At 45.9% G+C, this 24305-nt stretch carries 25 protein-coding genes; 20 read left to right on the plus strand and 5 right to left on the minus strand.

The window, feature by feature from the left end:
- Nucleotides 1-431: 431 nt before the first annotated feature.
- The 4 genes from HHL17_RS04940 (at nt 432) to HHL17_RS33925 (ending at nt 1714) form a co-directional block, all read left to right on the plus strand.
- Nucleotides 432-824: a hypothetical protein gene (locus HHL17_RS04940; RefSeq protein ID WP_169223654.1), complete on the plus strand. Its 393-nt coding sequence runs from the start codon at nt 432-434 to the stop codon at nt 822-824.
- A gap of 61 nt (nt 825-885) precedes the next feature.
- Nucleotides 886-1191 carry a glycoside hydrolase domain-containing protein gene (locus tag HHL17_RS04945; RefSeq protein ID WP_169223655.1) on the plus strand — a complete coding sequence of 102 codons (306 nt, stop codon included), beginning with the start codon at nt 886-888 and terminating at the stop codon, nt 1189-1191.
- Nucleotides 1192-1302: 111 nt separating this feature from the next.
- Complete coding sequence (locus HHL17_RS04950; protein WP_169223656.1) at nt 1303-1491, plus strand: glycoside hydrolase domain-containing protein; 189 nt, start codon at nt 1303-1305, stop codon at nt 1489-1491.
- Entirely contained in the window at nt 1481-1714 is a 234-nt protein-coding gene (locus HHL17_RS33925; protein ID WP_394353255.1) for a glycoside hydrolase domain-containing protein, read from the plus strand. The genes HHL17_RS04950 and HHL17_RS33925 overlap by 11 nt, the downstream gene beginning before the upstream one ends.
- Before the next feature lie 75 nt (nt 1715-1789).
- Here HHL17_RS33925 and HHL17_RS04960 read toward each other — a convergent pair whose 3' ends face one another.
- Nucleotides 1790-2254: a PepSY-like domain-containing protein gene (locus HHL17_RS04960; protein WP_169223658.1), complete on the minus strand. Its 465-nt coding sequence runs from the start codon at nt 2252-2254 to the stop codon at nt 1790-1792.
- Between the two features lie 261 nt (nt 2255-2515).
- Here HHL17_RS04960 and ileS point away from each other — a divergent pair, with 261 nt between their 5' ends.
- Both ileS and HHL17_RS04970 read left to right on the plus strand, forming a co-directional pair.
- Nucleotides 2516-5842 (plus strand): isoleucine--tRNA ligase, encoded by a 3327-nt coding sequence (ileS, locus tag HHL17_RS04965; RefSeq protein ID WP_169223659.1) that lies wholly within the window; start codon nt 2516-2518, stop codon nt 5840-5842.
- A gap of 57 nt (nt 5843-5899) precedes the next feature.
- Entirely contained in the window at nt 5900-6901 is a 1002-nt protein-coding gene (locus HHL17_RS04970; RefSeq protein WP_317166519.1) for a TraR/DksA C4-type zinc finger protein, read from the plus strand.
- A gap of 75 nt (nt 6902-6976) precedes the next feature.
- On the opposite strand, the gene HHL17_RS04975 is transcribed toward HHL17_RS04970, so the two are convergent.
- Entirely contained in the window at nt 6977-8485 is a 1509-nt protein-coding gene (locus HHL17_RS04975; RefSeq protein ID WP_169223661.1) for an HAD-IB family phosphatase, read from the minus strand.
- Between the two features lie 242 nt (nt 8486-8727).
- Nucleotides 8728-10560 carry an ABC transporter ATP-binding protein gene (locus HHL17_RS04980; RefSeq protein WP_169223662.1) on the minus strand — a complete coding sequence of 611 codons (1833 nt, stop codon included), beginning with the start codon at nt 10558-10560 and terminating at the stop codon, nt 8728-8730.
- A gap of 205 nt (nt 10561-10765) precedes the next feature.
- Here HHL17_RS04980 and rbfA point away from each other — a divergent pair, with 205 nt between their 5' ends.
- Nucleotides 10766-11146, plus strand: coding sequence for a 30S ribosome-binding factor RbfA (gene rbfA, locus HHL17_RS04985; protein WP_169223663.1), 381 nt, complete (start codon nt 10766-10768; stop codon nt 11144-11146).
- 106 nt (nt 11147-11252) lie between these two features.
- Nucleotides 11253-12476, plus strand: a complete 1224-nt coding sequence (locus tag HHL17_RS04990; RefSeq protein WP_169223664.1) for an FtsX-like permease family protein — start codon at nt 11253-11255, stop codon at nt 12474-12476.
- A 128-nt stretch (nt 12477-12604) separates the two neighbouring features.
- On the opposite strand, the gene HHL17_RS04995 is transcribed toward HHL17_RS04990, so the two are convergent.
- Nucleotides 12605-13441 carry a transketolase gene (locus tag HHL17_RS04995; RefSeq protein WP_169223665.1) on the minus strand — a complete coding sequence of 279 codons (837 nt, stop codon included), beginning with the start codon at nt 13439-13441 and terminating at the stop codon, nt 12605-12607.
- A 164-nt stretch (nt 13442-13605) separates the two neighbouring features.
- Between HHL17_RS04995 and HHL17_RS05000 the strand changes: the two genes are divergently transcribed.
- On the plus strand, nt 13606-14742 hold the full coding sequence (locus HHL17_RS05000; protein WP_169223666.1) for a glycosyltransferase family 4 protein: 1137 nt from the start codon (nt 13606-13608) through the stop codon (nt 14740-14742).
- Nucleotides 14743-14831: 89 nt separating this feature from the next.
- On the plus strand, nt 14832-15395 hold the full coding sequence (gene frr / locus HHL17_RS05005; protein ID WP_169223667.1) for a ribosome recycling factor: 564 nt from the start codon (nt 14832-14834) through the stop codon (nt 15393-15395).
- Nucleotides 15396-15467: 72 nt separating this feature from the next.
- On the opposite strand, the gene HHL17_RS05010 is transcribed toward frr, so the two are convergent.
- Nucleotides 15468-16346, minus strand: a complete 879-nt coding sequence (locus tag HHL17_RS05010) for a DMT family transporter (protein WP_169223668.1) — start codon at nt 16344-16346, stop codon at nt 15468-15470.
- 120 nt (nt 16347-16466) lie between these two features.
- On the opposite strand from HHL17_RS05010, the gene HHL17_RS05015 reads away from it, so the two are divergent.
- The 10 genes from HHL17_RS05015 to HHL17_RS05060 all read left to right on the plus strand — a co-directional run bounded on the left by HHL17_RS05015 (nt 16467) and on the right by HHL17_RS05060 (nt 24214).
- Nucleotides 16467-17213 carry a PPK2 family polyphosphate kinase gene (locus HHL17_RS05015; protein ID WP_169223669.1) on the plus strand — a complete coding sequence of 249 codons (747 nt, stop codon included), beginning with the start codon at nt 16467-16469 and terminating at the stop codon, nt 17211-17213.
- Between the two features lie 78 nt (nt 17214-17291).
- Entirely contained in the window at nt 17292-17714 is a 423-nt protein-coding gene (gene mscL, locus HHL17_RS05020) for a large conductance mechanosensitive channel protein MscL (RefSeq protein WP_169223670.1), read from the plus strand.
- 95 nt (nt 17715-17809) lie between these two features.
- A complete protein-coding gene (locus tag HHL17_RS05025) occupies nt 17810-18754 on the plus strand; it encodes a DUF3078 domain-containing protein (protein WP_169223671.1) in 945 nt (314 codons plus the stop codon).
- A 103-nt stretch (nt 18755-18857) separates the two neighbouring features.
- A complete protein-coding gene (locus HHL17_RS05030) occupies nt 18858-19649 on the plus strand; it encodes a segregation and condensation protein A (protein ID WP_169223672.1) in 792 nt (263 codons plus the stop codon).
- A 3-nt stretch (nt 19650-19652) separates the two neighbouring features.
- Entirely contained in the window at nt 19653-20558 is a 906-nt protein-coding gene (locus HHL17_RS05035; RefSeq protein ID WP_169223673.1) for a helix-turn-helix domain-containing protein, read from the plus strand.
- 103 nt (nt 20559-20661) lie between these two features.
- Nucleotides 20662-21534: a pirin family protein gene (locus tag HHL17_RS05040; RefSeq protein ID WP_169223674.1), complete on the plus strand. Its 873-nt coding sequence runs from the start codon at nt 20662-20664 to the stop codon at nt 21532-21534.
- 53 nt (nt 21535-21587) lie between these two features.
- Nucleotides 21588-22115 carry a YceI family protein gene (locus tag HHL17_RS05045; RefSeq protein WP_206155913.1) on the plus strand — a complete coding sequence of 176 codons (528 nt, stop codon included), beginning with the start codon at nt 21588-21590 and terminating at the stop codon, nt 22113-22115.
- A gap of 10 nt (nt 22116-22125) precedes the next feature.
- A complete protein-coding gene (locus HHL17_RS05050; RefSeq protein ID WP_169223675.1) occupies nt 22126-22755 on the plus strand; it encodes an NAD(P)H-dependent oxidoreductase in 630 nt (209 codons plus the stop codon).
- 191 nt (nt 22756-22946) lie between these two features.
- Nucleotides 22947-23357: an OsmC family protein gene (locus HHL17_RS05055; protein ID WP_168870494.1), complete on the plus strand. Its 411-nt coding sequence runs from the start codon at nt 22947-22949 to the stop codon at nt 23355-23357.
- Nucleotides 23358-23500: 143 nt separating this feature from the next.
- Nucleotides 23501-24214, plus strand: a complete 714-nt coding sequence (locus tag HHL17_RS05060) for a pirin family protein (protein ID WP_169223676.1) — start codon at nt 23501-23503, stop codon at nt 24212-24214.
- The last annotated feature ends 91 nt before the right edge of the window (nt 24215-24305 follow it).

The raw sequence follows: 24305 nt of genomic DNA on the forward strand, positions 1-24305 counted from the left end.
ACGGACAGATTTCTATCTGTGAACCTTCAAAGCTTCCTTATTAGATTTGACCATGGGAAGAGACTTTTCTGGTGATTACATTCAGTAAAGCCATAAATTTTAAACTTGCGTTTTTTATCAAACACCAAAGGAACACAAGTTCAATTACCAGAGAAGTTTTTTACCAGATTTTATAAAGTCGCCTCACTTCTGTGGGGCGACTTTTAAATTTTCAGCAGTGGGCAATAGCTTCGGCACATTCTGTTTCATAAGCCGCCCCGTAAGTGTAACATACAATCACATATTTCAAGAACAGATGCCGGCTCGGTATAGGAGCTTTCTTCCAGGAAATGGCCAACAGTGGGCGGCAATATCTGCCATTTTCCTGTGATGGCTGTGCTGGAATACGGCAAATAACCCCTTTTAACTGTCATAACGGGACCGCCTACACGATGAATCCTGTTTTCTTCGTTGGCTGTGAATCGCCGCCGGAAGAATATATGGACCCGCTATCGGCAATATATCCGCGTTATTACAGCACCATGCTCATTGAAGACAGTATCCGTGTGGAGTTTCCGCATGATGCTGACCGTAAATTATTGTTCGCTACTCCCCTGAATTTTTCGGGAAATACTTTTACTGCCAGGACAATTTTTCATGCAGGTGTTCCGGTGTACGTATATGGCAGATTTAATACGGCCATAACGGCAGGCTTCGTTTCAGACAGCTGGCCCTACGTGCAGTTTCCTGATCGAAATGTGAACGCAGTTGTTTTACAATATGCCATTCTATGTTTCTCAGGAACAGGCAAAACAAAATTTTCAAAAAGAAATGGCAGGGCGTGACATGGAAGTTATCATGGCAGAAGGCCGGCGCCACTGGCAGGAAGTGGCTGGTTAAATTCAGGTGGAAGACGGAACACAGGCGCAGCGCAGATCATTTTACACCGTACTGTATTGTCGTCATGAACGAATGGTGAATATTACAGAAGATACACTTTGCTATAGTGGTTACAATAAAAAAGTTAATGTAGCCCATCATCCTTTTTATGTGGATGATGCTACCTGGGATACTTACCAGGTGCTGCATCCTTTGCGCATGGTCCTGCATCCGGAGCAGGAGGATATGCCGGATGCCTGTGTGACCATGTACGAGCAGGGCGGATGGGTGCGCCCACGTTTCCGCGGTTGTATGGAGATCATCCCTGTATGAATGGTTTTTACAGCACTATTATTTTTCTGGATGCATTGTGCAAAGGGATAAAAATACCACGGATCGCAGTGGCGTATGAATAGTCTTTCGGAAGAAAAAACGCGCACTGTCATGCCGCAACTGTCGGTGGGAGAAAAAGCCTTTGAAAAGCGATTGGACGAGCTGTTCCGCACTGTTCCGGCAATGCCGCGGTATGACTTCTGGCATCGCTTTCCGGCCACTACCGGATTGGTAGGTCAATTTTCCATGGGTAAGGAGCCCGGGTTTCACATTTCTTACCTGAAGTCCTGTGTTCAATAAGGCTACCATCCGGTTGCCACGAGGTAAGCAGTTCACGATAATAGCGTGTCATTGTTCAACGAAGAATCAGTATATCCAGCGGGCCTGGTTAAATGGCGAGGTGTTGCATCCTCCTTTTTCCACGCATCAGCAGTTAATGGAAGGTGGAACATTGTTACTGGAGATGGGGCCGTTGCCGGAGAAGCGCTGGGGTGCGAGTATCCATGCGCTTTGTTGCTGGTGATATAAAATGAAAAACCCCGCCCAAAAGAGCAGGGTCTGTCCTATTTATCCCTATACCTATGAAATACGTGTTTAATTATTCAGTGACGGTGCCTGCTTCGTTCAACAACACTGCTTTATCTGCACCATTGTCCTGAATGTTTACTTTGTAATAAGCAGCTACATCTGCTCTTTCAATTTTCCAGCCATCTTTTATGGTGGCTGCCGGATATTTTGTTTTCAGTGTACCTGCCACTGATTCCGGCAGTGTCTGCGCGTCGTATGAACTTCTCGTGGCAATCCATTTGCCATCGGCGTCATACTCAGCGAGTGTTTGTATGTTGTCTTTGTGGAAACTTACACTCCAGTGGCCAGCACTTGTCTTAGTCCACTTGGCGTCTGTAGTTCCGGCAAAGGCCTGATCAAAAGAACTTTTAACTGCTGCAGGTGCCTCCACCTTTTTCGCAACTGTTTTTGTTTTCTTAACTGATTTTTTTTGCTGTGCAAAAGTTGTGCCGGAAGTAATCAATACTGCACAAAAAATTAACGTCAACTTTTTCATAAATCAAGATATGGTTTATCCGCGTTGGGTTAAAATTAACTGACTTAGGTTTTTCTAATTCTTCCTGGCAAAGAGCTAAAACAATGCCAAAAACGTAAAATAAATACTCTTTATTGTAAATTACTAAGAAATTTACGAAAAAAATTTCAAAACCGCCGTTTTTGGGAAAGTTGCCCCTTTAGGTGCCATCGTATTTTCTTAACTTCGCACAATTTTAATCAATTATTGTCTAAATAACATCAAAGGGCGGGGAATTGTTTTATGTCCAGCAAATATCAGGAATATAACCAGCTGAATTTACCTCAGATAGAGAAAGATATATTACAGCAATGGGAGCTTCACCAGGCTTTTGAGAAAAGCGTGGAAGTACGGGATGGCGCCACGCCATTCGTATTTTATGAAGGCCCTCCCAGTGCTAATGGTTTGCCAGGTATTCACCACGTGATTTCACGCACCCTGAAAGATCTGGTGTGCCGCTATAAAACCATGAAAGGTTTTCAGGTAAAACGCAAAGGCGGATGGGATACCCATGGATTGCCAGTGGAACTGGGCGTGGAAAAGACCCTGGGAATTACTAAAGAAGATATTGGTAAAAAAATCTCTGTCGCGGATTATAACGAGACCTGCCGTAAAGAAGTTCTGAAATATAAAGACAAATGGGATGACCTCACCCGGAAAATGGGCTATTGGGTAGATCTGAAAGATCCTTATATCACATTTGACAATAAATACATTGAATCCCTCTGGTGGAGTTTACAGACCCTGTACAAAAAAGGCCTGTTATACAAAAGCGTGAGCATCCAGCCGTATTCTCCAGCTGCGGGAACTGGTCTCAGTTCTCACGAACTGAACCAACCGGGTACTTACAAAGATGTAAAGGATACCACCGTGGTAGCCATGTTCAAGGCGAAAAACGCAGCGAATTCCAAATTCCTGTTTGATGCCGCCGGGTCAGAGGAGGTCTTCTTCCTGGCCTGGACCACCACTCCATGGACTTTACCTTCCAACCTTGGTTTGACCGTCGGCGCCAATATTCAGTACGTGCTGGTGAGCACGCTCAACCAGTACACCCACTTGCCGGTGAATGTGGTGATGGCAAAAGACCTGCTGGGCAAGTACCTCAAAGCAGAAGGCGAAAATGCCGACTTCGCAGCCTACCAGGAAGGCGACAAAGTAATTCCGTGGAAAATACTGGCGAGCTTCAAAGGCAGCCAGCTGGAAAATATCCGTTACGAGCAGCTGCTGCCCTATACACAGCCGGAAGAAGGCGACCCATTCCGTGTGATCATCGGCGACTTTGTGACTACAGAAGACGGTACCGGTATCGTGCATACCGCTCCTGCTTTCGGTGCGGATGACAACCGCGTCGGTAAAAAATACGGCATCGGCATCTTGACGCTGGTAGACCGTGAAGGTAAGTTCACGGATAACGTGGGTGAGTTTTCCGGTAGATATGTGAAAAATTACAAAGATGATCCGGATTACAAAGATGTGGATGTGGACATCGCTGTGAAGCTGAAGAAAGAGAACCGGGCCTTTAAAGTAGAAAAATACGAGCACACTTATCCTCACTGCTGGCGTACAGACAAACCGGTATTGTATTACCCGCTGGATGCATGGTTCATTAAAACCACTGCGCTGAAAGACCGGATGGTGGAACTGAACAAGACCATCAACTGGAAACCGGCCTTCACCGGCACCGGCCGTTTCGGAAACTGGCTGGAGAACATGGTGGACTGGAACTTGAGCCGCAGCCGCTACTGGGGAACTCCATTACCCATCTGGCGCACCGAAGATGGCAGCGAGGAAATATGCATTGGCAGTATCGAGGAACTGAACACCGAAATTCGTAAAGCAAATGAAGTGCTGGGTGGTGACGTCAACAAGTCCTACCTGCATGAGGGTATCCTCGATTTGCATAAACCTTATGTGGATGATATCGTGTTGGTAAGTCCTTCCGGCAAGCCGATGCGCCGCGAACCAGACCTGATAGATGTGTGGTTCGACAGTGGAGCTATGCCCTACGCACAGTGGCATTATCCGTTTGAAAACAAGGAATTGCTGGATAAAGGGGAAGCATTCCCTGCCGATTTCATTGCGGAAGGTGTTGACCAGACCCGTGGCTGGTTCTATACTTTGCATGCCCTTGGTGTGATGCTGTTCGATAATGTGGCCTATAAAACCGTGGTTTCCAATGGTTTGGTACTGGATAAGAACGGGCAGAAGATGAGTAAGCGTCTGGGCAACGTGGTGAATCCGTTTGAGACGATCGACCAATATGGTGCAGATGCCACCCGTTGGTACCTGATCACCAATGCTTCCCCCTGGGACAGCCTCAAATTTGACGTAAAAGGCATCGGAGAAGCGCAACGCAAGCTCTTCGGTACTTTGTACAATACATATAATTTCTTTGCTATGTATTCTAATCTTGATAAGTTTACATTCAGCGAAGCATACATCCCCTTACAGGAGCGTCCGGAAATTGACCGCTGGATCATCTCGGTACTGAACTCCCTCATCAGGGACGTGACCAGCTACTTTGATGATTATGAGCCTACACAGGCCGGCAGGGCTATTGAATCTTTTGTGGACGAGCACCTGAGCAACTGGTACGTGCGTTTATGCCGTCGCCGGTTCTGGAAAGGAGACTATGGCCATGACAAAATCAGTGCCTACCAGACATTATACGAATGTTTGGAAAAAATTACACAATTGATGGCCCCGGTTTCCCCATTCTTCACAGACTGGATGTTTAACAACCTGAACCGTGTAAGTGGACGCCTTGAGGCGAAATCTATCCACCACACTGATTTTCCGGTGTCTGACTCCGCTGCCATTGATAGTGATCTGGAAGAAAGGATGCAGCTGGCCCAGGATATTTCCTCACTGGTATTATCCTTGCGTAAGAAGGTGAATATCAAGGTAAGACAACCACTTCAGAAGATCCTGATTCCTGTTCCCAATAATCACATGAAAGAGCAGTTGGAAAAAGTGGAAGATCTGATAAAAAGTGAGGTAAATGTCAAAGGGATTGATTATCTTACCGAAACGGGAGGTTTTATCAAGAAAAAGATTAAACCGAACTTCAAATCGCTCGGTAGCAAAATGGGTGCGAAGATGAAAACCGTAGCTGCATTCATTGGTGCGTTCACGGATACAGATATTGCTACTATTGAGCGCGACGGCCATTTCAACCTGGCTGTTGACGGCGAGCAATTGCAGATACAACTCTCTGATGTTGAAATAATTTCCGAAGATATTCCTGGATGGACAGTCGCGAATAAAGGTGCTTTAACGGTAGCGCTGGATATTACTATTACTGACCAGTTACAGGACGAAGGAAATGCACGCGAGCTGGTAAATCGTATACAAAAAATCCGGAAAGACAGTGGTTTTGAACTGACTGACAGAATTGACGTAACGGTAGAGAGCGTGGACTCGCTCAAATCGGCGATTATAAACTATAATAACTATATTTGCACGGAAATTTTGGCAGATAGCTTGGATTTAGTGGAGCAATTACAGGGCGGAACAGAAATAGAGGTGAATGACCTTAAATTTAATGTATTAGTTAACAAAAAAAGCTAATCCCCCATGGCAACAAAAAAGAAGGTTGCTAGTAAATCGACCCAAAAGGTAGTTCAGGTGAAGAAGGCAGCAGCAAAGGCGACGACTGCAAAGAAGACCGCCAAACCTGCTCCGGCTAAAAAAGCTGCGTCTGCCGCTCCTAAAAAAGTGGCCGCCGCCAAAAAAGCAGCCGCCAAGCCCGCCAAACCCGCAGCAAAAAAAGCCGTGGTAGCTAAAGCTGCAGTAAAGAAAACCGCAGCTACCCCAAAAAACGTAATTAAAAAGGCTCCAGCCGCAACAAACAGTAAAACATCGTCCGTCCCGAAAGTTGCTGTACCTGCAAAAAAGACCGTTAAAAATGAGCCTGCTGTAAAGCAGCAAGTGGTCACCAAAAGTGTTGCCGCTGAAAAAGAGAAACCATTAATTTCTAAGTCAGAAGAAAAAGAACTTAAAACAATGGCAATAAAGAAAGCAGATACAAAGGAACAAGTTGCTAAGGTGAAAGAATCCCCTAAAAAAGCAGCCGAAAAACCTGCGGTAAAGGCAGAGAAATCAGCAAAATCCGAGAAACCCGAGAAAACAGAAAAACCGGAAAAAGCTGAAAAAGCCGAAAAAGCAGAGAAAAAAGGTGGAAAGCCTTCTCTGGTTGCTTATCAGCCTGAATTTACCAAATCAGTGCTGGACCAGCCGGAAACGGCTTCAGGCCCCCTTTTCAGATATAGTGATGCAGACCTGCAGGAGTTCAGGGAATTGATCCAGAAAAAACTGGAGTTCGCCAAAAAAGAACTGGTTTATCTGCAAGGCCTCATTACCCGCAAAGACGAAGCAGGTACTGATGATACTGAAAACAAATACATGAGCATGGAAGATGGCAGCGGCTCCCAGGAAAGGGAACAGCTGAACCAGATGGCCAGCCGTCAAATCCAGTTCATCGACCACCTGGAAAAAGCCATGATGCGTATCGAAAATAAAACTTACGGCATCTGCCGCGTAACCGGCAAGCTGATAGATAAAGCACGCCTCCGTGCCGTACCTCATGCTACGCTGAGCATTGAAGCCAAACTGGCCAAGAGCAAATAAAAATTATAAGCATAAACGAAAAACGGGATTTGAGTAATCAAATCCCGTTTTTCGTTTATGGGTCACTGTCATGATTTAACAGTTTGCTTTCTGCCTGTTGCGCAGCTGCCGCATCGCAAAATACACCAGCCCCGCTCCTGCCAATCCAACAAGACTGCCTATCCCAATGTTGCGCGCCTGCTTTTTGCTGATGGCGGGCAACCTGAATTTTTTAGAAGGGCTCGCCGGTGCAATATCCAGCAAAGGCGCTAATGACAAACCAGTAATAATTTTGTCGGCAACCTTTTCTACATATGCCCGTTGGTACTGTGGACAAAACGCAACACCAATACCCGCTTCGGTCAACAGTTGGGTGTCCTGTTTACCATCTCCGACATAAATAATATTCTGTGAGTGGATATTATATTGCTCCGCTACATAAGGTAACACAGCACTCTTACAATACTCACCGTTCTTCAGAAAATAATCAGGCACTGTTAATTCTCCGGTAGCAACGCTGTTGACTAAATGTAGTTTATTGGCCAATACGAAGTCCATTCCCAGCTGATTTTTGATATGCCGGGCTACCATGCCAAAGCCATCTGTGATGAGGCCACAGGCATATCCTCTCTTCTTCAGTTCCTGCACTACTTCACGGATACCCGGTATCAGCGGAATAGCATCCGCTACTTCCAGTAATTCTGCAATATTGCGGCCTTCGAAAAGCGCAGCTGTTTGCTCCAGGCGTGTAAGCGTGTCCGTTTCAGTAGCCATGATGCGCTGCAGCTCTTCCTCCTGATCAAACGCAATTGCTGCCCATTGCAGATAGTTCTGCGTGAAAACAGCATGGTCCAGATTAAAAATGACCATCTTCTGTAACTTGTCGATAGATTCAAGAATGGAGTATTCCATCTGTTCCCTGATCAGGTTGATATTGCCCAGTGTTTCCAGGTTTTCCTGCGGAATGTTTTCTGCTTTGCGTAAAATAGTTCTGGACACTTCGCGCGACATTTTACTCAGCTGCTCCCATGTTTGCATAGCGTTTTCCACCTTGCCGATATTGGCTTCCACAATGCGGGCGCCTAACTGGTGCATGTCTATCAGTAAGCCGATATCCACGCCATAATCATTTTCAAATTGTACCCGGGACAACATGGATTTGCGTCCGGCGATCATGCCGCTAAGTGGTTGCTGGAAATGAGCGAGGTCAGGATACAGAATACTCAGCAGCGGCTTGGCCACTAATTGTGTGACCCTGCCTGCCTGCCTTTCAAAGTAGGATTTAACGAAATCAGCTTCGTCGCGTTCGATAGGATCAGTTAATAATTCTACAATGTTATCAGGATAAGTAAGAATATCACCATCAACATAGGCAATAATTTCGTGCTTGGCAGCCATCATACCTTCCCGCATGGAGATACCCTTCCCCCGCTGGCTGCTGGTAATTACCCGTACCTGCTCTTTCATGGCCTCTTCCACGGTGTTGTCTGTGGAATTGTCATCTACCACAATAATCTCAATTTTGCGGTTGGTCTTCTTTACGGTCTTTATTACCTGGCGTATGGTAGCCCCTTCGTTTAATACAGGAATTACGATAGAAATCATAGGAGTTCGCTATGTTAAAAGGTTAAAGAAATAAACATGCTGCAAAGAGCTGGTTGGCATTATCAAAATGGATATAACAAAAACAGTACCAAAAGAAACGGGGAGATGCAGGCCAGATAATGATTTGGGGATTTTTTGATTTACGGATTTTTTGATTTTGGCAATTTTTGATTTAACAACGTGATCCATGTTATTGAATCCCGGAATCAAAAAATCCTGCATCAAAAAATCCGTAAATGAGATTATTTAAACTCTTGCATTTCTACCAGTTTATGGTAGATGCCTTCACGGGAAAGCAGGTCGTCATGTGTACCACGTTCTTTTATTTCGCCGTGGTCCATAACCACAATTTCATTTGCATGCTGAATGGTGCTCAACCGGTGTGCAATGACAATAGTGGTGCGGTTTTGCATCAGTTTGTCGAGCGCGGACTGTACCAGTTTTTCTGACTCTGTGTCAAGTGCAGAAGTGGCTTCATCCAGTATCAGAATAGGCGGATTCTTAAAAATCGCTCTCGCGATGGTGAGGCGCTGACGCTGGCCACCGCTGAGTTTGAGGCCACGGTCCCCAATAGAAGTCTCGTATCCGTTTTCCAGGTGTTCAATGAACTCATGCGCATTGGCAATTTTTGCTGCCTGGATAACGGCTTCGCGGTCTGCTTCCGGATGGCCGAAAGCAATGTTGTTGAACACCGTGTCATTAAACAGTACAGCTTCCTGTGATACTACACCAATGAGTGCACGCAGATCGTTCAGCCGAAGATCGCGTACATCGGTACCGTCTATACGAATTGCGCCTTCGTTGACATCATAAAAACGTGGCAGCACATCGGCCATGGTAGATTTACCGGCGCCGCTGCGGCCTACGAGTGCGGTCACCTGGCCTTTGCGGATAGTCAGGTTGATGTCTTTCAACACATATTGCTGATCGTATTTGAAAGAAACATTGTTGTATTCAATCTTGTCATCGAATGTGCTGACAGGCTGTGCATTGTTTTTTTCCTGAACAGCTACCTGTGAATCAAGTATGCCGAAGATGCGCTCGCTGGCTACTATGCCGCGTTGCATAGTGGTGATGGCCGTGGAAATATTTTTTGCCGGCTGCAGGATCTGTGAATAGAAAACCAGGTAAGTCATGAAGGTGGCGCCTGTCAGCAGATCGCTGCCATGCAATACCATCGTGCCGCCATAAATCAACAGTACTACCACTACCATTACGCCCAGTATTTCTGATACCGGTGAAGCCAGCTCACGCTGGTTAAACATGGCTTTGCTCACACTAATGAAACGATAGTTGACGTCTCCGAATTTTTTCTGCATGAAAGGCGCTGCAGTGAATGATTGTATGATGCGGACACCACCCAGTGTTTCCTCTGTCACATTCAGAATTTTACCCAGCAGTTCCTGGCTGAACCAGCCCTTTTGTTTCAGCTTTTTAGAGATGTAGGAAATTAGCAGGCCGGACACCGGGAAAAAAACGATGGTAAAAAGCGTCAGTTTCACAGACAGGTAGAAAAGAACAGCGAAATAACCGATGATAATGAATGGATCGCGCAACAGGATCTGAACGGAGCTCACCACGGAGACTTCGACTTCCTGAACATCGTTGGTCATCACAGACAACAGGTCGCCTTTCTGTTTTTCACTATAATAGCCCAATGACTGTTCGGTGAATTTTTTATACAGGTTGGTCCGTAACCGGGAAAGCATCGTCATCTTCATCCGGGTTACCACACGGGTGCTCATATAGCGGCCAAGATTGGCAATGGTGACGCAAATGCCAATTACAGCGCAGACAAAGTACAGTGCGCTTTCTTTAGACCCGCTGGTATTGATAAAATAATAAAAGTAATAGTTAAACAGGTCAATGAAATACTTGATGGTAAAGGAAAACACAGGGTGGTTAATTACCTGTGGCTCAGTTGTCACCTGGTCGAAGATCACATTCAGCAGCGGAATCAACATGGCGAAGTTGACCATGCCGAAAACGATACCTATGATAGTATAAATAACATATTCCGGAACATAATGATGCAGGGGGGTAGCATATCCCAGTAATCGCTTGAAAGTCTTCATGCCTGATGCTTGCGTTTTTATTAGCATGCAAAAATAGCATAATTAAGTGACCACCTGCCTGTAAATACGCCCAATCTTTCCCGGAAATGGTTAATTTCGCGTATAACGGGGCGGTTCGTGGCGGTCCCCTGTTGACAGCATTATATCATAAATATATTATTATTGTGCATGTGTGCTGTTTTGTTAACGATTAAAACTGAATGCAATGCAGGAAACTAAAAGGCAAAAGCAAATAGGACAATTAATACAGGAGCAGCTGAGTGACGTGTTTCAGCGGATGGGGTTCAATGTAGTGGAAGGAGGCATGATTTCCATTGCTGCTGTTAAAATGACGCCTGACCTGCTGGAAGCGAAGGTATATCTGAGCATGTTCCAGATAAAATCTCCCAATGAGATGCTGGAGCGCATCAAAGATAGAATGGGAGAAATCAAAAAGGCGCTGGGATTACGGGTGGGCAAGCAATTGCGCCGGATGCCGGAATTGACTTTTTTCCTTGATGATACGCTTGACTATGTTTTCAAGATGGAAGAACTTTTCAAGAAAATCAAAGAAGACGATTCTCATATTAAAGGAGATAACCAATAATCAATGACGAATTACGGATTACGAATGACGAATTGTACTTTAGCCCCATGCTGTTGTTGACTTCATCATTCGTAATTCGTCATTCGTCATTCGTAATTCAAAAAATATGGTTTGGCAGTTTGCTTCCCGTTACTTCAGGGCTAAAAAATCCACTAATGCCATCAACATCATTGCCTGGGTAAGTGTGGCTGCCATCGCGATAGGTACCGGAGCGCTGATTGTTATCCTGAGTGTGTTCAACGGGTTTGAAGGTTTGGTGAAATCCCTGTATTCCTCTTTTTATCCGGCTATTAAAATTGTGCCCGCCAGCGGTAAAACATTGTTGCTTACGCCGGCGCAATTGCAGGCTATCGGGCATACGCCCGGTGTGGCTGCGTATTCCGAAGTGGTAGAGGAAAAAGCGGTGCTTCGCTACGGGGACGAACCTACGATTGCGGTGCTGAAAGGCGTGGATAGTAGCTACAACCGGGTGGCAGATGTGAAAGGCAATATCGTCCGCGGACGTTTTGATATCGGAGATGAAGTGGCTTACCGTGCTGTGTTGGGACTGGAGCTGGAAGGCGCGCTGGGTGTGGATGTGGAGCATAGTCTGGTACCGGTGACCGTATACGTCCCCCGCCGGAATGTAAATGCGTTTGTTACGCCGGAAGACGCGCTGAACAACGGTGTGCTTTATCCTGCGGGCACCTTTGCCATTCAGCAGGAGTTCAATAGTAAATACGTCATCACGCATATCAATTTCCTGCGTAGTTTGCTGGACCTGAAACCCAATGAGATGTCGGCCCTGGAATTGGCGGCAATGCCTGGAGTAAACCAGAATGAGCTAAAAGGCAGGCTGCAGCGGATATTGGGAGCATCTTATAAAGTACAGACCCGGTATGAACAGAATCAGTCTTTATATGCGATCATGCAGACAGAAAAATGGGCCGTATATGTGATTCTCAGTTTCATTATGATTATTGCTGCCTTCAACATGATCGGGTCGTTGTATATGCTGGTGATTGAAAAAGAGAAAGATATCACGATCCTGAAAGCCATGGGTGCCCGTAAGTCGCTGATAATGAGAATATTCCTTACAGAAGGACTGATTATTGCCGGTATAGGCACTTTGCTGGGGTTTGTGTTGGGAGGTGGGTTTTGCCTGATACAGCAATATTTCGGGATTATCCGGCTGGAAGGCACTTCGTTTTTGGTGGATACCTATCCGGTAAGTATGCACCTGGCTGATTTCGTGCTGGTGCTGATCACCATCCTGGTGATTGGGCTGGCTGCCAGCTGGTATCCTGCCCGCCGGGCAGCGGGGGAAGCTATTTCCCTCAAAGCCACCTGATGTTATTTAGATATTTCATTAAAAAGAAGAAGCGGGACTTTGATATCAAAGTCCCGCTTCTTCTTTTTAATTTTTTTTGAATACTTAAATAAATAGCTAAGTATCAAAATATGTAAATCTCAAAATGATTAATAGTCGCCGAGTGTTTCTGGCAATTGAGCCAGTGCTTTCGCCAGTTGTTCATCGCTGGGGGCGATACCATGCCATTCGTGGTGGCCTTCCATGAAGTCTACACCCTGTCCCATCACGGTTTTCATGATGATAGCGATGGGTTTGCCCTGGCCGGTAAGGCTTTTGGCTTTTTCGAGGGTAGCAACGGTATCGTCCATATCGTTACCGTTCATATGGAGGACGGTCCATCCGAAAGCTTCGAATTTAGCGCCTACATCGCCGAGGCCGGCCACGGCGTCAGTGGTGCCATCAATCTGCTGACCGTTGAGGTCCACAGTAATGATCAGGTTGTCCACTTTATGGTGTGGCGCAAACAGCACGGATTCCCAGATTTGTCCTTCTTCCAGTTCACCGTCGCCGTGCAGGCAGAAAACGATGCCTTTATCGTTGTTCAGCTTTTTGCTCAAAGCTGCACCGATAGCCACGCTCATGCCCTGTCCGAGGGAGCCGGAGGCCATACGTATACCCGGGAGGTGTTCGTGTGTGGTAGGGTGTCCCTGAAGGCGGGAGTTCAGTTTCCGGAAAGTGGCGAGCTCCGGTACCGGGAAATAACCGGAACGGGCCAACGCGCTATAAAAAACAGGGGAAATGTGCCCATTGGAGAGGAAAAACAGGTCCTGGTCACGGCCGTCCATGTCAAAAGGTTGGGGAGTATGCTTTAAAACCTTGAAGTATAAGGCAGTAAAGAAATCTGCGCAACCTAATGAACCACCGGGGTGGCCACTTTGAACACCATGTACCATTCGTACTATATCTCTTCTGATCTGGCTGGCAATATCCTGAAGCTGTGGCATGATAGTTGAGTGATTTTGTGCCGCAAAACTAATTGATTTCTTAGATTTTGTGGCGTTGAATGTTTGTTTTTGCGGTCTCAAAGTATTAAAATTCCCGATTTTTTTAGTGTTTCTTTTACATATTTGATTGAAATAAATATCTTTGCAAAACTTAAGCCCCACTAATGGAGAATGTTTTAATTGCTACCGTCCTGAGTTTTGTGGTAACCTATTTTTCTATTCCGATACTTATCCGAGTAGCGGAATTAAAACACTTGTACGACGAACCAGACGAGAGAAAAACACATAAACAACGCATACCAACGCTCGGAGGAATTGGCTTTTTCTCTGGGTTTATCATTGCTGCGACGGTGTGTGTCCCTACATTACAGAATTCGCCGTTTCAATATATGATGGCGGCTTTCTTCATTATTTTCATGGTGGGCATGAAAGATGATATCGTAGGATTGTCTCCACTTAAGAAACTCATTGGTCAACTCGTTGCTTCTTTTGCCATTATTTATCTGGGCAATCTGCAGATTACCGGTATGTATGGCTTCCTGGGTATCACCACCCTCCCTTCCAATATCAGCCTGATGCTGACATATTTCTACTTTGTTGTTGTGATCAACGCTTTCAACCTGATTGACGGCGTGGACGGTCATGCCGGCAGCATTGGTTTGTTGGTGAGTGCGGTGCTGGGCGCTTATTTCCTGCATGTTGGTGAAATCACCTACGCTGTGCTGGGCTTTGCACTGGCTGGCGGATTGGCAAGCTTCCTGATTTATAATATTTCTCCTGCCCGTATATTCATGGGCGATACCGGTTCCCTGTTGATTGGTTTGGTGAATGCTGTACTGGTACTTAAATTCATCGAAGTGGCAGGTAACCCGGCCAGCAAAATGCCTATTGGCGCCACACCGGCGGTAGCTATTGCTATCTTGATCGTGCCGCTTTTTGATACCCTGCGGGTGTTTTCCGTACGTATGCTCCAGGGCCGCTCTCCTTTTTCAGCGGACCGGAACCATATTCACCACTATTTACTGGACCTGCGCCTGGACCACAGACAAACTACCCTGGTATCTGTGAGTGTAAATGCGGTCTTTATCGCGGGGGCTTATTTCCTTCAGGGGCTGGGCACTACCGTGTTAACGATCGTTGTAGTGGGGGCTGCTACTACCTTTACTGGTATGCTGTATCTGGCCCGTAAGAGAAAGCTGACGCTTAAAACAGCCACCACGATTGCACAGCCTGCCGCCCAGAATGCTGCTGCGCCTAAAGTGCTTCGGGTTACTACAGGAGGCGTATTACAGGATAAATAGCCGGAAAACTGTTATATCCATTCTTGTATCCGTTACTTTGATGATTAAAAGAAAACCTGTAGGTTTGCAGGCACTTAACTATTTATGTTATGCAAGATGATCTAACGCTTATCCTGGATGATGCAGCGGACTCGATGAAAAGAGCAATCGGGCACCTGGAACAGGAACTCACTAAAGTAAGGGCCGGTAAAGCCAATCCTCAGATACTGGACGGTATTACTGTGGATTACTATGGCGCTCCTACCCCGCTTGCCCAGGTAGCCAATGTCAGCATCGCTGACGCCCGTACCCTGACCATTCAGCCTTGGGAAAAAAATATGTTGCAGCCTATCGAAAGGGCCATTATTGCAGCTAATATCGGCATCAACCCGCAGAATGATGGTATCATCATCCGTTTGTTCCTGCCGCCGCTTACAGAGGAAAGAAGAAAGGAATTTGTGAAGAGAGTAAACTCTGAAGGAGAACAGGCTAAGGTTGCCATCCGCAACATTCGCCGCGACGCGATCGAAGGCATCAAAAAACTGCAAAAAGACGGATTGAGCGAAGATACCGCTAAAGATGCGGAAGCTGATATTCAGACTGTGACCGATAAACACATCGTGCTCATCGATAAACATTGCGAAGCAAAAGAGAAAGAAATCATGGCCATCTAACCATCATTTCAGTAAAAATATAACAGCAGCGGAGAGACTTACACATCGTGTGTTTCTCCGCTGCTCTTTTTATCAGGAGGCTGTTTTGGCCCGGTTGACCAGATATACCCCCAACAGGATAATACCCATACACACCACCTGTATCCAGGTGATCGTTTCATGTGCCAGCAATCCCCAGCCTATAGCTACTACCGGTAACGCATAAGTGACCATGGACGCAAACATGGAACCGGCACGACGGATCAGCAGATAAAATAACACAGCTGCCACCCCGGTACCCATTACTCCCAGCACAAGGCCGGCAGACAGAGAACGCCAGGGAGCGTGGTCTGTCGCAAACTGGGGGAAAAAGTCGCTGAACAGTAATACCGGAAAAGTAGCCAGCCCACAGAAAAACATGGCTATAGACCCCAGCTGCAGCGAACCAAATCCTTTCAGATAATGATGCACCAGGCTGATATTGGTGCCATAACTGATCGTGGCGGCCACCACCAGCAGGCTGTAATACCAATGGCCGTTGGTGTTGATCCCCTTGGAACTGAAAAGCAACACCACACCCAGTAAACCCACACATACTCCCAGTAGTTGTGCTTTTTTAATAGGGCTTTTGAAAATAATCAAACCAGCGAGCAATGCCATCAGCGGCGTCAATGAATTTAAAATACCCGCCAGTGAACTGTCTATCTCGGTTTCAGCCAGACAGAAAAGAAAAGCCGGAAGCCCGTTGCCCAGAATACCGGAAAGAATAATAACGGGCAACTTATTGACCGGCGTTTGCCGGATAGCTTTGGGCAGAAATGGCAATAACGCCAGCCCTGCTGCCACCAGTCGCAAACTGGCTACCTGCCAGGGTGTAAAAGATTCCAGTCCGATTTTCATTAAAATGAAAGAGCTGCCCCAGGTAAGTGACAACAGCAGAAAGACGCCCCAGTGGGCAAATTTATGGTTCAAGGTGGCATTTTTTAAGAATACAAAATTGAGGATATAAGTCTATTGCACAAAATATAAATCGTTTGCGATGCAACACTTCTGAGTTGATTTTGTTAAATTCATTGGTAAGAATGTAAATCCATGAGTAAAATCAAGTTGTCTGCCATTAGTACCACCGCTCCCAAAAAACTGGACAAAGAAAAAATCAAAGCCACCACACGGGAAATTTTACAGGAACTGGACGAGTTGCAAAACCTGTTGTATGCCCAGCACAAACACTGTGTATTGATGGTGGTCCAGGGTATGGACGCCAGCGGTAAAGACGGGGTTATTAAAAATGTAACCGGCACCCTGAACCCGCAAGGTTGTACGGTGCATTCGTTTAAAGCGCCTACTCCCGAAGAAACGGACCACGATTTCCTCTGGCGTGTCCATAAACAGGCCCCCGGAAAAGGAATGATACAGGTGTTTAACCGTTCGCATTATGAAGATATTCTCATACAAAGGGTGCATAAATGGATTGACGAGAAAACCGCCCGTAAAAGGATGACGGCCATCAATGACTTCGAGCAGTTGCTGACCGTGCATAACAACACACACATCCTGAAATTCTATCTGCATGTGTCACGGGAAGCGCAACAGCAACGCCTGACCGAACGCACGGAAGACCCAAGGAAGATGTGGAAGTATAATGAGAATGACCTGGAAGAAGCTAAATTGTGGGACCAGTACATGGACGCATATGAAGACGCTTTTAAATACTGTAATGATATTCCCTGGATCATCGTGCCGGCCGATCATAACTGGTACAAGGAGTATATAATCGCACTAACGCTGAGGGATACACTGAAATCACTCAACATGAAATATCCCCGATTGAAGAAATAATAGATTAATAATTAAGCAGTTCTGTGATTATACACTATTTTCGTCGTCATATTTTAACCAAATTAAAACCTTGCATTTATGTCATTCATCAAAGAGTTTAAGGAATTTGCCATGAAAGGCAATGTAATGGATCTGGCCGTAGGTGTGATCATTGGTGGTGCCTTTGGAAAGATCGTTACATCACTGGTAGACAATATTATTATGCCTTTAATTGGCGTAGTAACCGGTGGTGCGGATTTTACGGACAAATTCACCTACCTGGACAGCAGCAAGGGGACTAATTTTCCATCACTGGCTGCGGCAAAAGCTGCTGGTGCTAACGTATTCGCCTATGGCGCATTTATACAGAGTGTGATCGACTTCCTGATTATTGCGTTCTGTATTTTCCTGCTGGTGAAATTTATGAACAGACTGACCAACAAGCAACCAGCTGCTCCGGCAGAACCAACTGCCCAGGAAAAACTGCTCATGGAAATCCGTGATGAACTGAAAAAAAGATAAGCTCTCTTTATATTACCGCACAGCATTCAGTTGCTCTCCTGTATGGAGAACAGCAGCGTGCTGTGTTTTTTTGTTAATCTAAAAAAGTCTAATTGATGAGAAAGTTTGCTTTGTCCATTGCCTGTTGTCTACTGAGTTTTGTAGCTGTCCAGGCACAAAATGACTGGATAAAGAGTCAACGGGATGAAACCGCAAAAAAAATTAAGAAAGATGATAAAGACACGACGGTTAAGATCTGGAAAAGAGGTGTTAATCTGAATGTGAATATCAACCAGGGCTCACTAAGCAACTGGGCTGCGGGTGGTGATAATTTCACTTTTTCGCTGGGATCTAACGTATATGCATTTGCGTTCTATAAGAATGGTCGCCGTGCATGGGACAACGTTGCAGACCTGGCTTATGGTTTTATCAACACCACCAGTCTCGGTGCCCGTAAAGCCGATGACCGTATAGACCTTACGTCAAAATACGGATATGATATTGGCAGGCACTGGTATATAAGCATGCTCGGCAACCTCAGGACACAGTTTACCAGTGGTTATCTCTATCCTGCTGATACTACGCCACAATTATCTTCCCGGTTTTTTGCGCCGGCCTACGTGCTGTTGTCTCCAGGTTTTGATTATAAACCTGTACCTGAGTTTTCACTGTTCCTCTCTCCCGCCACCTCCCGCTTCGTGTTTGTGATGGATGATTACCTCGCAAGCCAGGGAGCATATGGTGTAGATACCGGAAAACATTTTAAGTATGAAATTGGTGCTTATTTGTCTGCCAACTACATGAAAACCATCGCTAAAAATATTACCTACAAAGGCCGGCTGGATTTGTTTTCCAATTACCTCGATAATCCGCAGAATATTGTGGTGTTCTTTACTAATGCGCTGGAACTGAAGGTGAACAAATACATTGCCGCCACGCTCAATGTAGATATGATATATGACGATAAGGTAAAAACATTTGAAAATAAGCAAACTGGTGTGCTGGGCCCCCGTTTGCAGGTCAAGCAGATACTGGGGATAGGGTTCGCTGCCAAGTTCTGATTAGCCGGAATTTCGTTACTTTTGATAATACGCAAAGGCGCGAAGGCGCAAGGCAACAAAAGTCTTTGCTGCTTTGCGCCTTTGTGCATAAAACATCATCAACGTGAGTGAACAGGTTTCCTATAAAATAAAACTTCCGCAGTTTGAGGGTCCTTTTGACCTCCTGTTGTTCTTTATAGAACGCGATGAGCTGGATATCTATAATATTCCGATCAATACGATCACGCAGGAGTTTCTCGACTATATTCACCATATAGAATCGCTGAATATCGAGCTGGCAAGCGAATTCATCCTCTTTGTGTCCACACTGATGCGCATCAAGGCGAAAATGCTGTTGCCCCGCAAAGAACTGGACGAACAGGGAAATGAAATCGACCCGAGGATGGAGTTGATAGACAAGATCCTGGAATATAAACGATATAAGCAGGCTGCTGCGGAACTGGCCGAAATGGAGGCCGAACGCATGCTGCATATCAAACGTGGCAATATTGCGAAGGAATTGGCTGAAATCGGCGAGGTAACAAGTGAAGGGACTGAGATTCAGACCCTTACCCTCTTTAAGCTGGCCCAGACCTTTGAGAAAGTGATGCAGCGCATGAAAGCGCGTGACCATAAGCCTCAGCACGTGGTGTACAAATACGACTACACCATGGAAGGATCGAGGATGTATATGGAGGAGCTGGCCAGATCAGAGCGTACTTTGTCATTTGAAAAGATATTTGATCACTGTAAAGACAGGGTACACGCCATTTTCCTTTTCCTGAGCATGCTGGAACTGGTACAGATGAAGCACCTGGGTATTATGGTGGGAGAAGGCCGAAACAACTTTATTATTGATTACATTGATCCGGAGAACAGGGAGGAAGAACCTGCCGGAACACTTATAGATGGTTAACAGATGGGTGAGAAACGTGACAATATCGGTATCATTTCTTTGCCTGCCTATGCGCAGGCCGATCCTAGTTTTGTGGTGTCCAGCATTTGCGAGCTGGGTGAGAACTTCTTTGATCAGGCAGGTGTGCCGCACCGGCACGATTTCTACACTGTTTACTGGATCAAAAGAGGTTCGTTACTGCATACAATTGATACCGTTACGCACGAAGTAAAAAAGAACACCCTCTTTTTCCTGGCGCCCGGTCAGGTCCATAAGCTCCAGATGAGTGAAAGGATCGATGGGTATATGATCGCCTTCCAGGAGGCTTTTATGTGCCTGAAAGACCAGTCCCAGGTGTCTGGTATTAATTCCGGCCTTTTCTTCAATGATCAGTTCAGTAGTATCATCACGCTGGACCCGGAGCAGTCCGCTGATATTGAGTCTATCGTTCGCCTGATGCTGAAGGAGCTGAATACCCGTGAGCCGGAGTACGAAACCGCCCTGCATGGCCTGCTGCGTTATTTTCTCGTGCTGGTGTCCCGTATTAAGGGCCAAAGTGTGGCCATTCCGGCGGAACAGCATGCTGTACATAACAGTTCCATCTTCCTGAAATTCAAAAACCTTATCGAAGAAAAATACCGGGAACTGAAAACCGTCTCCGATTATGCAGGTCTGCTTCATATAAAACCTGTACTGCTCAATGAAATCAGTAAGCAGTTGTCTGGTATTACAGCAGGAGAGCATATCCGTAACAGAGTCATCCTTGAAGCTCAGCGTTATCTTTATAATACAGACCTTACAGCCAAAGAAATTGCCTACAAGTTAGGATTTGACGACCCCCACTATTTCAGCCGCTTTTTTAAGAAATACACCTCCCAGAGCCCTTCCGAGTTTAAGGAAGCCTCCCGCTCTGTGAGCCACCAGCCTTGATTTACCCCGTTTAGGTAAAAAAGTCCATCAAGGAAGGCGTTTTATCCATTTCATATAGGTGTTGCAACATGTATTTTTGTGTTGTCTTTTAAAGGAGGCAATTATGAAAAACATAAAACATGTAAGTCAGATTTTAATAGCACCTGCTCCCCACATGGTGGGCGACGGATTCAGGGTTCACAGCGTACTGCCTGGCGGTACCCGTTCCCAGAACAATCCGGTCAGCCCTTTTATCCTGATGGACTATGGCGCACCCAGCTACTTCCCGCCCACCAACAGACCGCGTGGCGTGGACCAGCACCCGCACAAAGGGTTTGAAACTGTCACCGTGGTATACCAGGGCGAACTGGAACACCGCGATTCTACCGGCAGTCATGGTAAACTGGCCCCTGGCGATGTACAATGGATGACCGCTGCTGCCGGTATCGTGCACGAAGAAAAACACGAAACTGAATTCAGCAAAAGAGGCGGTAAAGTAGAGATGGCCCAGTTGTGGGTAAATCTCCCGAAGGCATATAAAAACAGCAAGCCTGGTTATCAGAACCTCACCAAAGCGGAGATACCTGTCGTGAAAGTGAGTGAAGAAGGATATGTAAGAGTGATTGCAGGAGAATATCATGATGTTAAAGGCGCGGCTAAAACCTTCTCACCGGTAAACGTACTGGATGTACAGCTTAAAAAAGGCGATAAAATAGAAGTGGCCTTCCCGGCGCATTACAATACCATAGCGGTAGTGATGCAGGGAGAAGCAGACATCAACGGTAGCGCTGCCAAAGGCGTGGAAACCGTGCTCTTTGAGCATGACGGCACTGATATCACCATTACTGCCGTTACAGACACCAGCATGTTGCTGTTGAGCGGTGAACCCATCAATGAACCGATTGTAGCGTATGGTCCTTTTGTGATGAATACACCAGAAGAAATCAATGAAGCGATCAATGACTACAACGCCGGTAAAATGGGCTTCCTGAATTAATCCTGAACAATAAACACATCTATTTATAAAAACTAAAACAAAAACATATTTGTATGACTACCTGGAAAATTGATCCCACTCATAGTGATGTACAGTTTAAAGTAAAACACCTGATGATCACTACTGTGACCGGCCAGTTCGGTACATTCGACGCTACTATGCAAACAGAAGGTAACGATTTCAGCACTGCCAATATTTCTTTCAGTGCAGACATCAACAGCGTTACCACACAGAACGCACAACGTGACCAGCACCTGCTGGCAGGCGATTTCTTTGATGCTGCACAGTATCCTAAACTGCAGTTTGTTTCCAAAGAAGTGAAAAAGATCGATGACGAAACATATAAACTGATCGGTGATCTGACCATCCGTGATAATACCCGTCCGGTAGAACTGAGCGTGGAATTCGGTGGAGAAGTAGTAGACCCGTGGGGACAAACAAAGGCAGGCTTTGAACTGAGCGGTAAAATCAACCGTAAGGATTTTGGTCTTACTTTCCACGCTACCACAGAAACAGGTGGTGTGTTGCTGAGTGATGAAGTGAAACTGCTGGCCAGCGTACAAATGATCAAACAATCATAAAAAAACGACGATGGATATTATACAAAAACTGGAATGGCGTTATGCCGTGAAGAAATTTGATCCGGTGAAGAAGCTGACTGCCACCCAGTTGGACAGGATCACAACAGCTACCCGGTTATCTGCCTCCTCTTATGGGCTCCAGCCTTATAAGATGCTGGTGGTAGAAAACCCCGCCATCAGGGAAAGACTGAAGGCGGCCTCGTGGAACCAGTCGCAGATCACTGATGCATCACATCTGGTAGTGTTTGCCCGGGTACGTAACCTGAACGAATCCCACGTAGACGATTATACGAATAATATAGCCGCTACGCGTAATATCAATCCGGAAGACCTTGCCGGCTTTGCGGGGATGATGAAAAATACCGTGAGCCATCTGGATGCAGCAGGTGCCGCCGTTTGGACCTCCAAGCAGGCTTACCTGGCACTGGGTACTTTGCTGACAGCCGCAGCAGCCGAAGGCATCGATGCCTGTCCGATGGAAGGCTTTGATGCCAATCAATACGACGAAATTTTGGGCTTAAAGGATAAAGGACTGGCTACTGTAGTGATAGCAGCCATTGGTTTCAGAGCGGAAGATGATGTTATGCAACACGCAAAGAAAGTGAGAAAACCAATTGCTGAATTAGTGGAAGTTATTTAACTGTGATAGACAGGATTACAGCTGATTCACCGGATGAACGAAGACAGATAGGAAGAATTAAGAGAGATTGTGATAACCTGGCAGGGTTCCCTGCCAGGTTATCTTTTTTTGATCATGATAATCCTGTTTATTTTTGTAATTTGGGGCCTCTACACAGATTAATCACCTCAAATTATTTAAAGAATAATAACATGAAAAGATTTGCAACTGCCAATTGGCAAGGCACTGGTAAAGAAGGTAAAGGTACCGTTTCTTCCCAGTCAACCGTGTTGAACAATACCCAATACTCCTACAGCAGCCGTTTTGAGGAAGGTGTAGGCACTAATCCTGAAGAATTGATAGCGGCAGCTCATGCTGGTTGTTTTACTATGAAACTGAGCTTCGTGATTTCCGGTGCTGGTTTAACTCCGGGCAACATCGATACCAAATGCACCATCACCCTGGAAAATGGCGCCATCACCTCCAGCCATCTGGAAGTGAAAGCCAGCGTTCCTGGTCTGGATGCCGCCAAATTTGCTGAAATGGCTGCTGATGCAAAAGCAAACTGCCCTATCAGCAAACTGTTGAACACTAACATCACCATGGATGCCGTACTGGTATAACCATTGTTCAATAAATTTTATGGAAAATGCAGCGGGATATCCGCTGCATTTTTTTTGTCCACGTTTTTCAACAGATCATCCATTTTATTCCCCTCCCTTTATACCGACCTTTGTAGTGTACAAAAACAAGGAGAACAATAGTTATGAAAAAGATTATACAGCGTGCAGATGACAGAGGCTATGCTAACCATGGCTGGTTGAAAAGCCACCATTCTTTCAGCTTTGCTAATTATTATAATCCTGACAAAATTCACTTCGGCGCTTTGCGCGTATTGAACGATGACCAGGTAAAAGGTGGTATGGGTTTCGGTGCGCACCCGCACGACAATATGGAGATCGTTTCCATTGTGCTGGACGGTAGCCTTGAACACCGTGACAATACCGGCACCAAAGGAGTGATCCGGAAAAACGATGTACAGGTAATGAGTGCCGGCAGTGGTATCGTACACTCAGAGTTTAATGCATCCAAAACAGACGATGTGAGTTTTCTGCAGATATGGATATTTCCTAAAGAAAGAAATATCACGCCGCGTTATGATCAGCGTACTTTTGATCCTGCAGCCCGGCACAATGCTTTACAGCTGGTGGTTGCGCCGGATGGCGCTCAGCATGCGCTAAGCCTTCATCAGGATACCTGGTTTTCACTGGGGGATTTTGAAGCAGGACAGAAAATAGACCTGACACCGAAACAAGCGGGTACCGGTAGTTACCTGTTCCTCCTCAGCGGAGAAATAAAAGTAGCAGATGAAGTGTTACAGACGCGTGATGCGATTGGTTTGTCTGATTACGAAAAGGTAACAGTAGAGGTGCTGAAACCAGCAACGTTTTTGCTGATAGACGTACCCATGCTGAACTGATCCTTCCGCTTCGTTATAGATCGTTATTATATGCACAAGAGACAGCCGAAGGCCGGTCTCTTGTTTTTTATTTTTGTTAAACATGTAGACC

The sequence above is a fragment of the Chitinophaga fulva genome, from assembly GCF_012927205.1.
GTDB lineage: Bacteria > Bacteroidota > Bacteroidia > Chitinophagales > Chitinophagaceae > Chitinophaga > Chitinophaga fulva.

Coding starts and splice junctions, on each gene's coding strand:
- HHL17_RS04940 (WP_169223654.1), top strand. CDS start 432: ATGAATCCTGTTTTCTTCGTTGGCTGTGAATCGCCGCCGGAAGAATAT.
- HHL17_RS04950 (WP_169223656.1), top strand. CDS start 1,303: ATGCCGCAACTGTCGGTGGGAGAAAAAGCCTTTGAAAAGCGATTGGAC.
- HHL17_RS04960 (WP_169223658.1), bottom strand. CDS start 2,254: ATGAAAAAGTTGACGTTAATTTTTTGTGCAGTATTGATTACTTCCGGC.
- ileS (WP_169223659.1), top strand. CDS start 2,516: ATGTCCAGCAAATATCAGGAATATAACCAGCTGAATTTACCTCAGATA.
- HHL17_RS04975 (WP_169223661.1), bottom strand. CDS start 8,485: ATGATTTCTATCGTAATTCCTGTATTAAACGAAGGGGCTACCATACGC.
- HHL17_RS04980 (WP_169223662.1), bottom strand. CDS start 10,560: ATGAAGACTTTCAAGCGATTACTGGGATATGCTACCCCCCTGCATCAT.
- rbfA (WP_169223663.1), top strand. CDS start 10,766: ATGCAGGAAACTAAAAGGCAAAAGCAAATAGGACAATTAATACAGGAG.
- HHL17_RS04990 (WP_169223664.1), top strand. CDS start 11,253: ATGGTTTGGCAGTTTGCTTCCCGTTACTTCAGGGCTAAAAAATCCACT.
- HHL17_RS04995 (WP_169223665.1), bottom strand. CDS start 13,441: ATGCCACAGCTTCAGGATATTGCCAGCCAGATCAGAAGAGATATAGTA.
- HHL17_RS05000 (WP_169223666.1), top strand. CDS start 13,606: ATGGAGAATGTTTTAATTGCTACCGTCCTGAGTTTTGTGGTAACCTAT.
- frr (WP_169223667.1), top strand. CDS start 14,832: ATGCAAGATGATCTAACGCTTATCCTGGATGATGCAGCGGACTCGATG.
- HHL17_RS05015 (WP_169223669.1), top strand. CDS start 16,467: ATGAGTAAAATCAAGTTGTCTGCCATTAGTACCACCGCTCCCAAAAAA.
- mscL (WP_169223670.1), top strand. CDS start 17,292: ATGTCATTCATCAAAGAGTTTAAGGAATTTGCCATGAAAGGCAATGTA.
- HHL17_RS05025 (WP_169223671.1), top strand. CDS start 17,810: ATGAGAAAGTTTGCTTTGTCCATTGCCTGTTGTCTACTGAGTTTTGTA.
- HHL17_RS05035 (WP_169223673.1), top strand. CDS start 19,653: ATGGGTGAGAAACGTGACAATATCGGTATCATTTCTTTGCCTGCCTAT.
- HHL17_RS05040 (WP_169223674.1), top strand. CDS start 20,662: ATGAAAAACATAAAACATGTAAGTCAGATTTTAATAGCACCTGCTCCC.
- HHL17_RS05045 (WP_206155913.1), top strand. CDS start 21,588: ATGACTACCTGGAAAATTGATCCCACTCATAGTGATGTACAGTTTAAA.
- HHL17_RS05050 (WP_169223675.1), top strand. CDS start 22,126: ATGGATATTATACAAAAACTGGAATGGCGTTATGCCGTGAAGAAATTT.
- HHL17_RS05055 (WP_168870494.1), top strand. CDS start 22,947: ATGAAAAGATTTGCAACTGCCAATTGGCAAGGCACTGGTAAAGAAGGT.
- HHL17_RS05060 (WP_169223676.1), top strand. CDS start 23,501: ATGAAAAAGATTATACAGCGTGCAGATGACAGAGGCTATGCTAACCAT.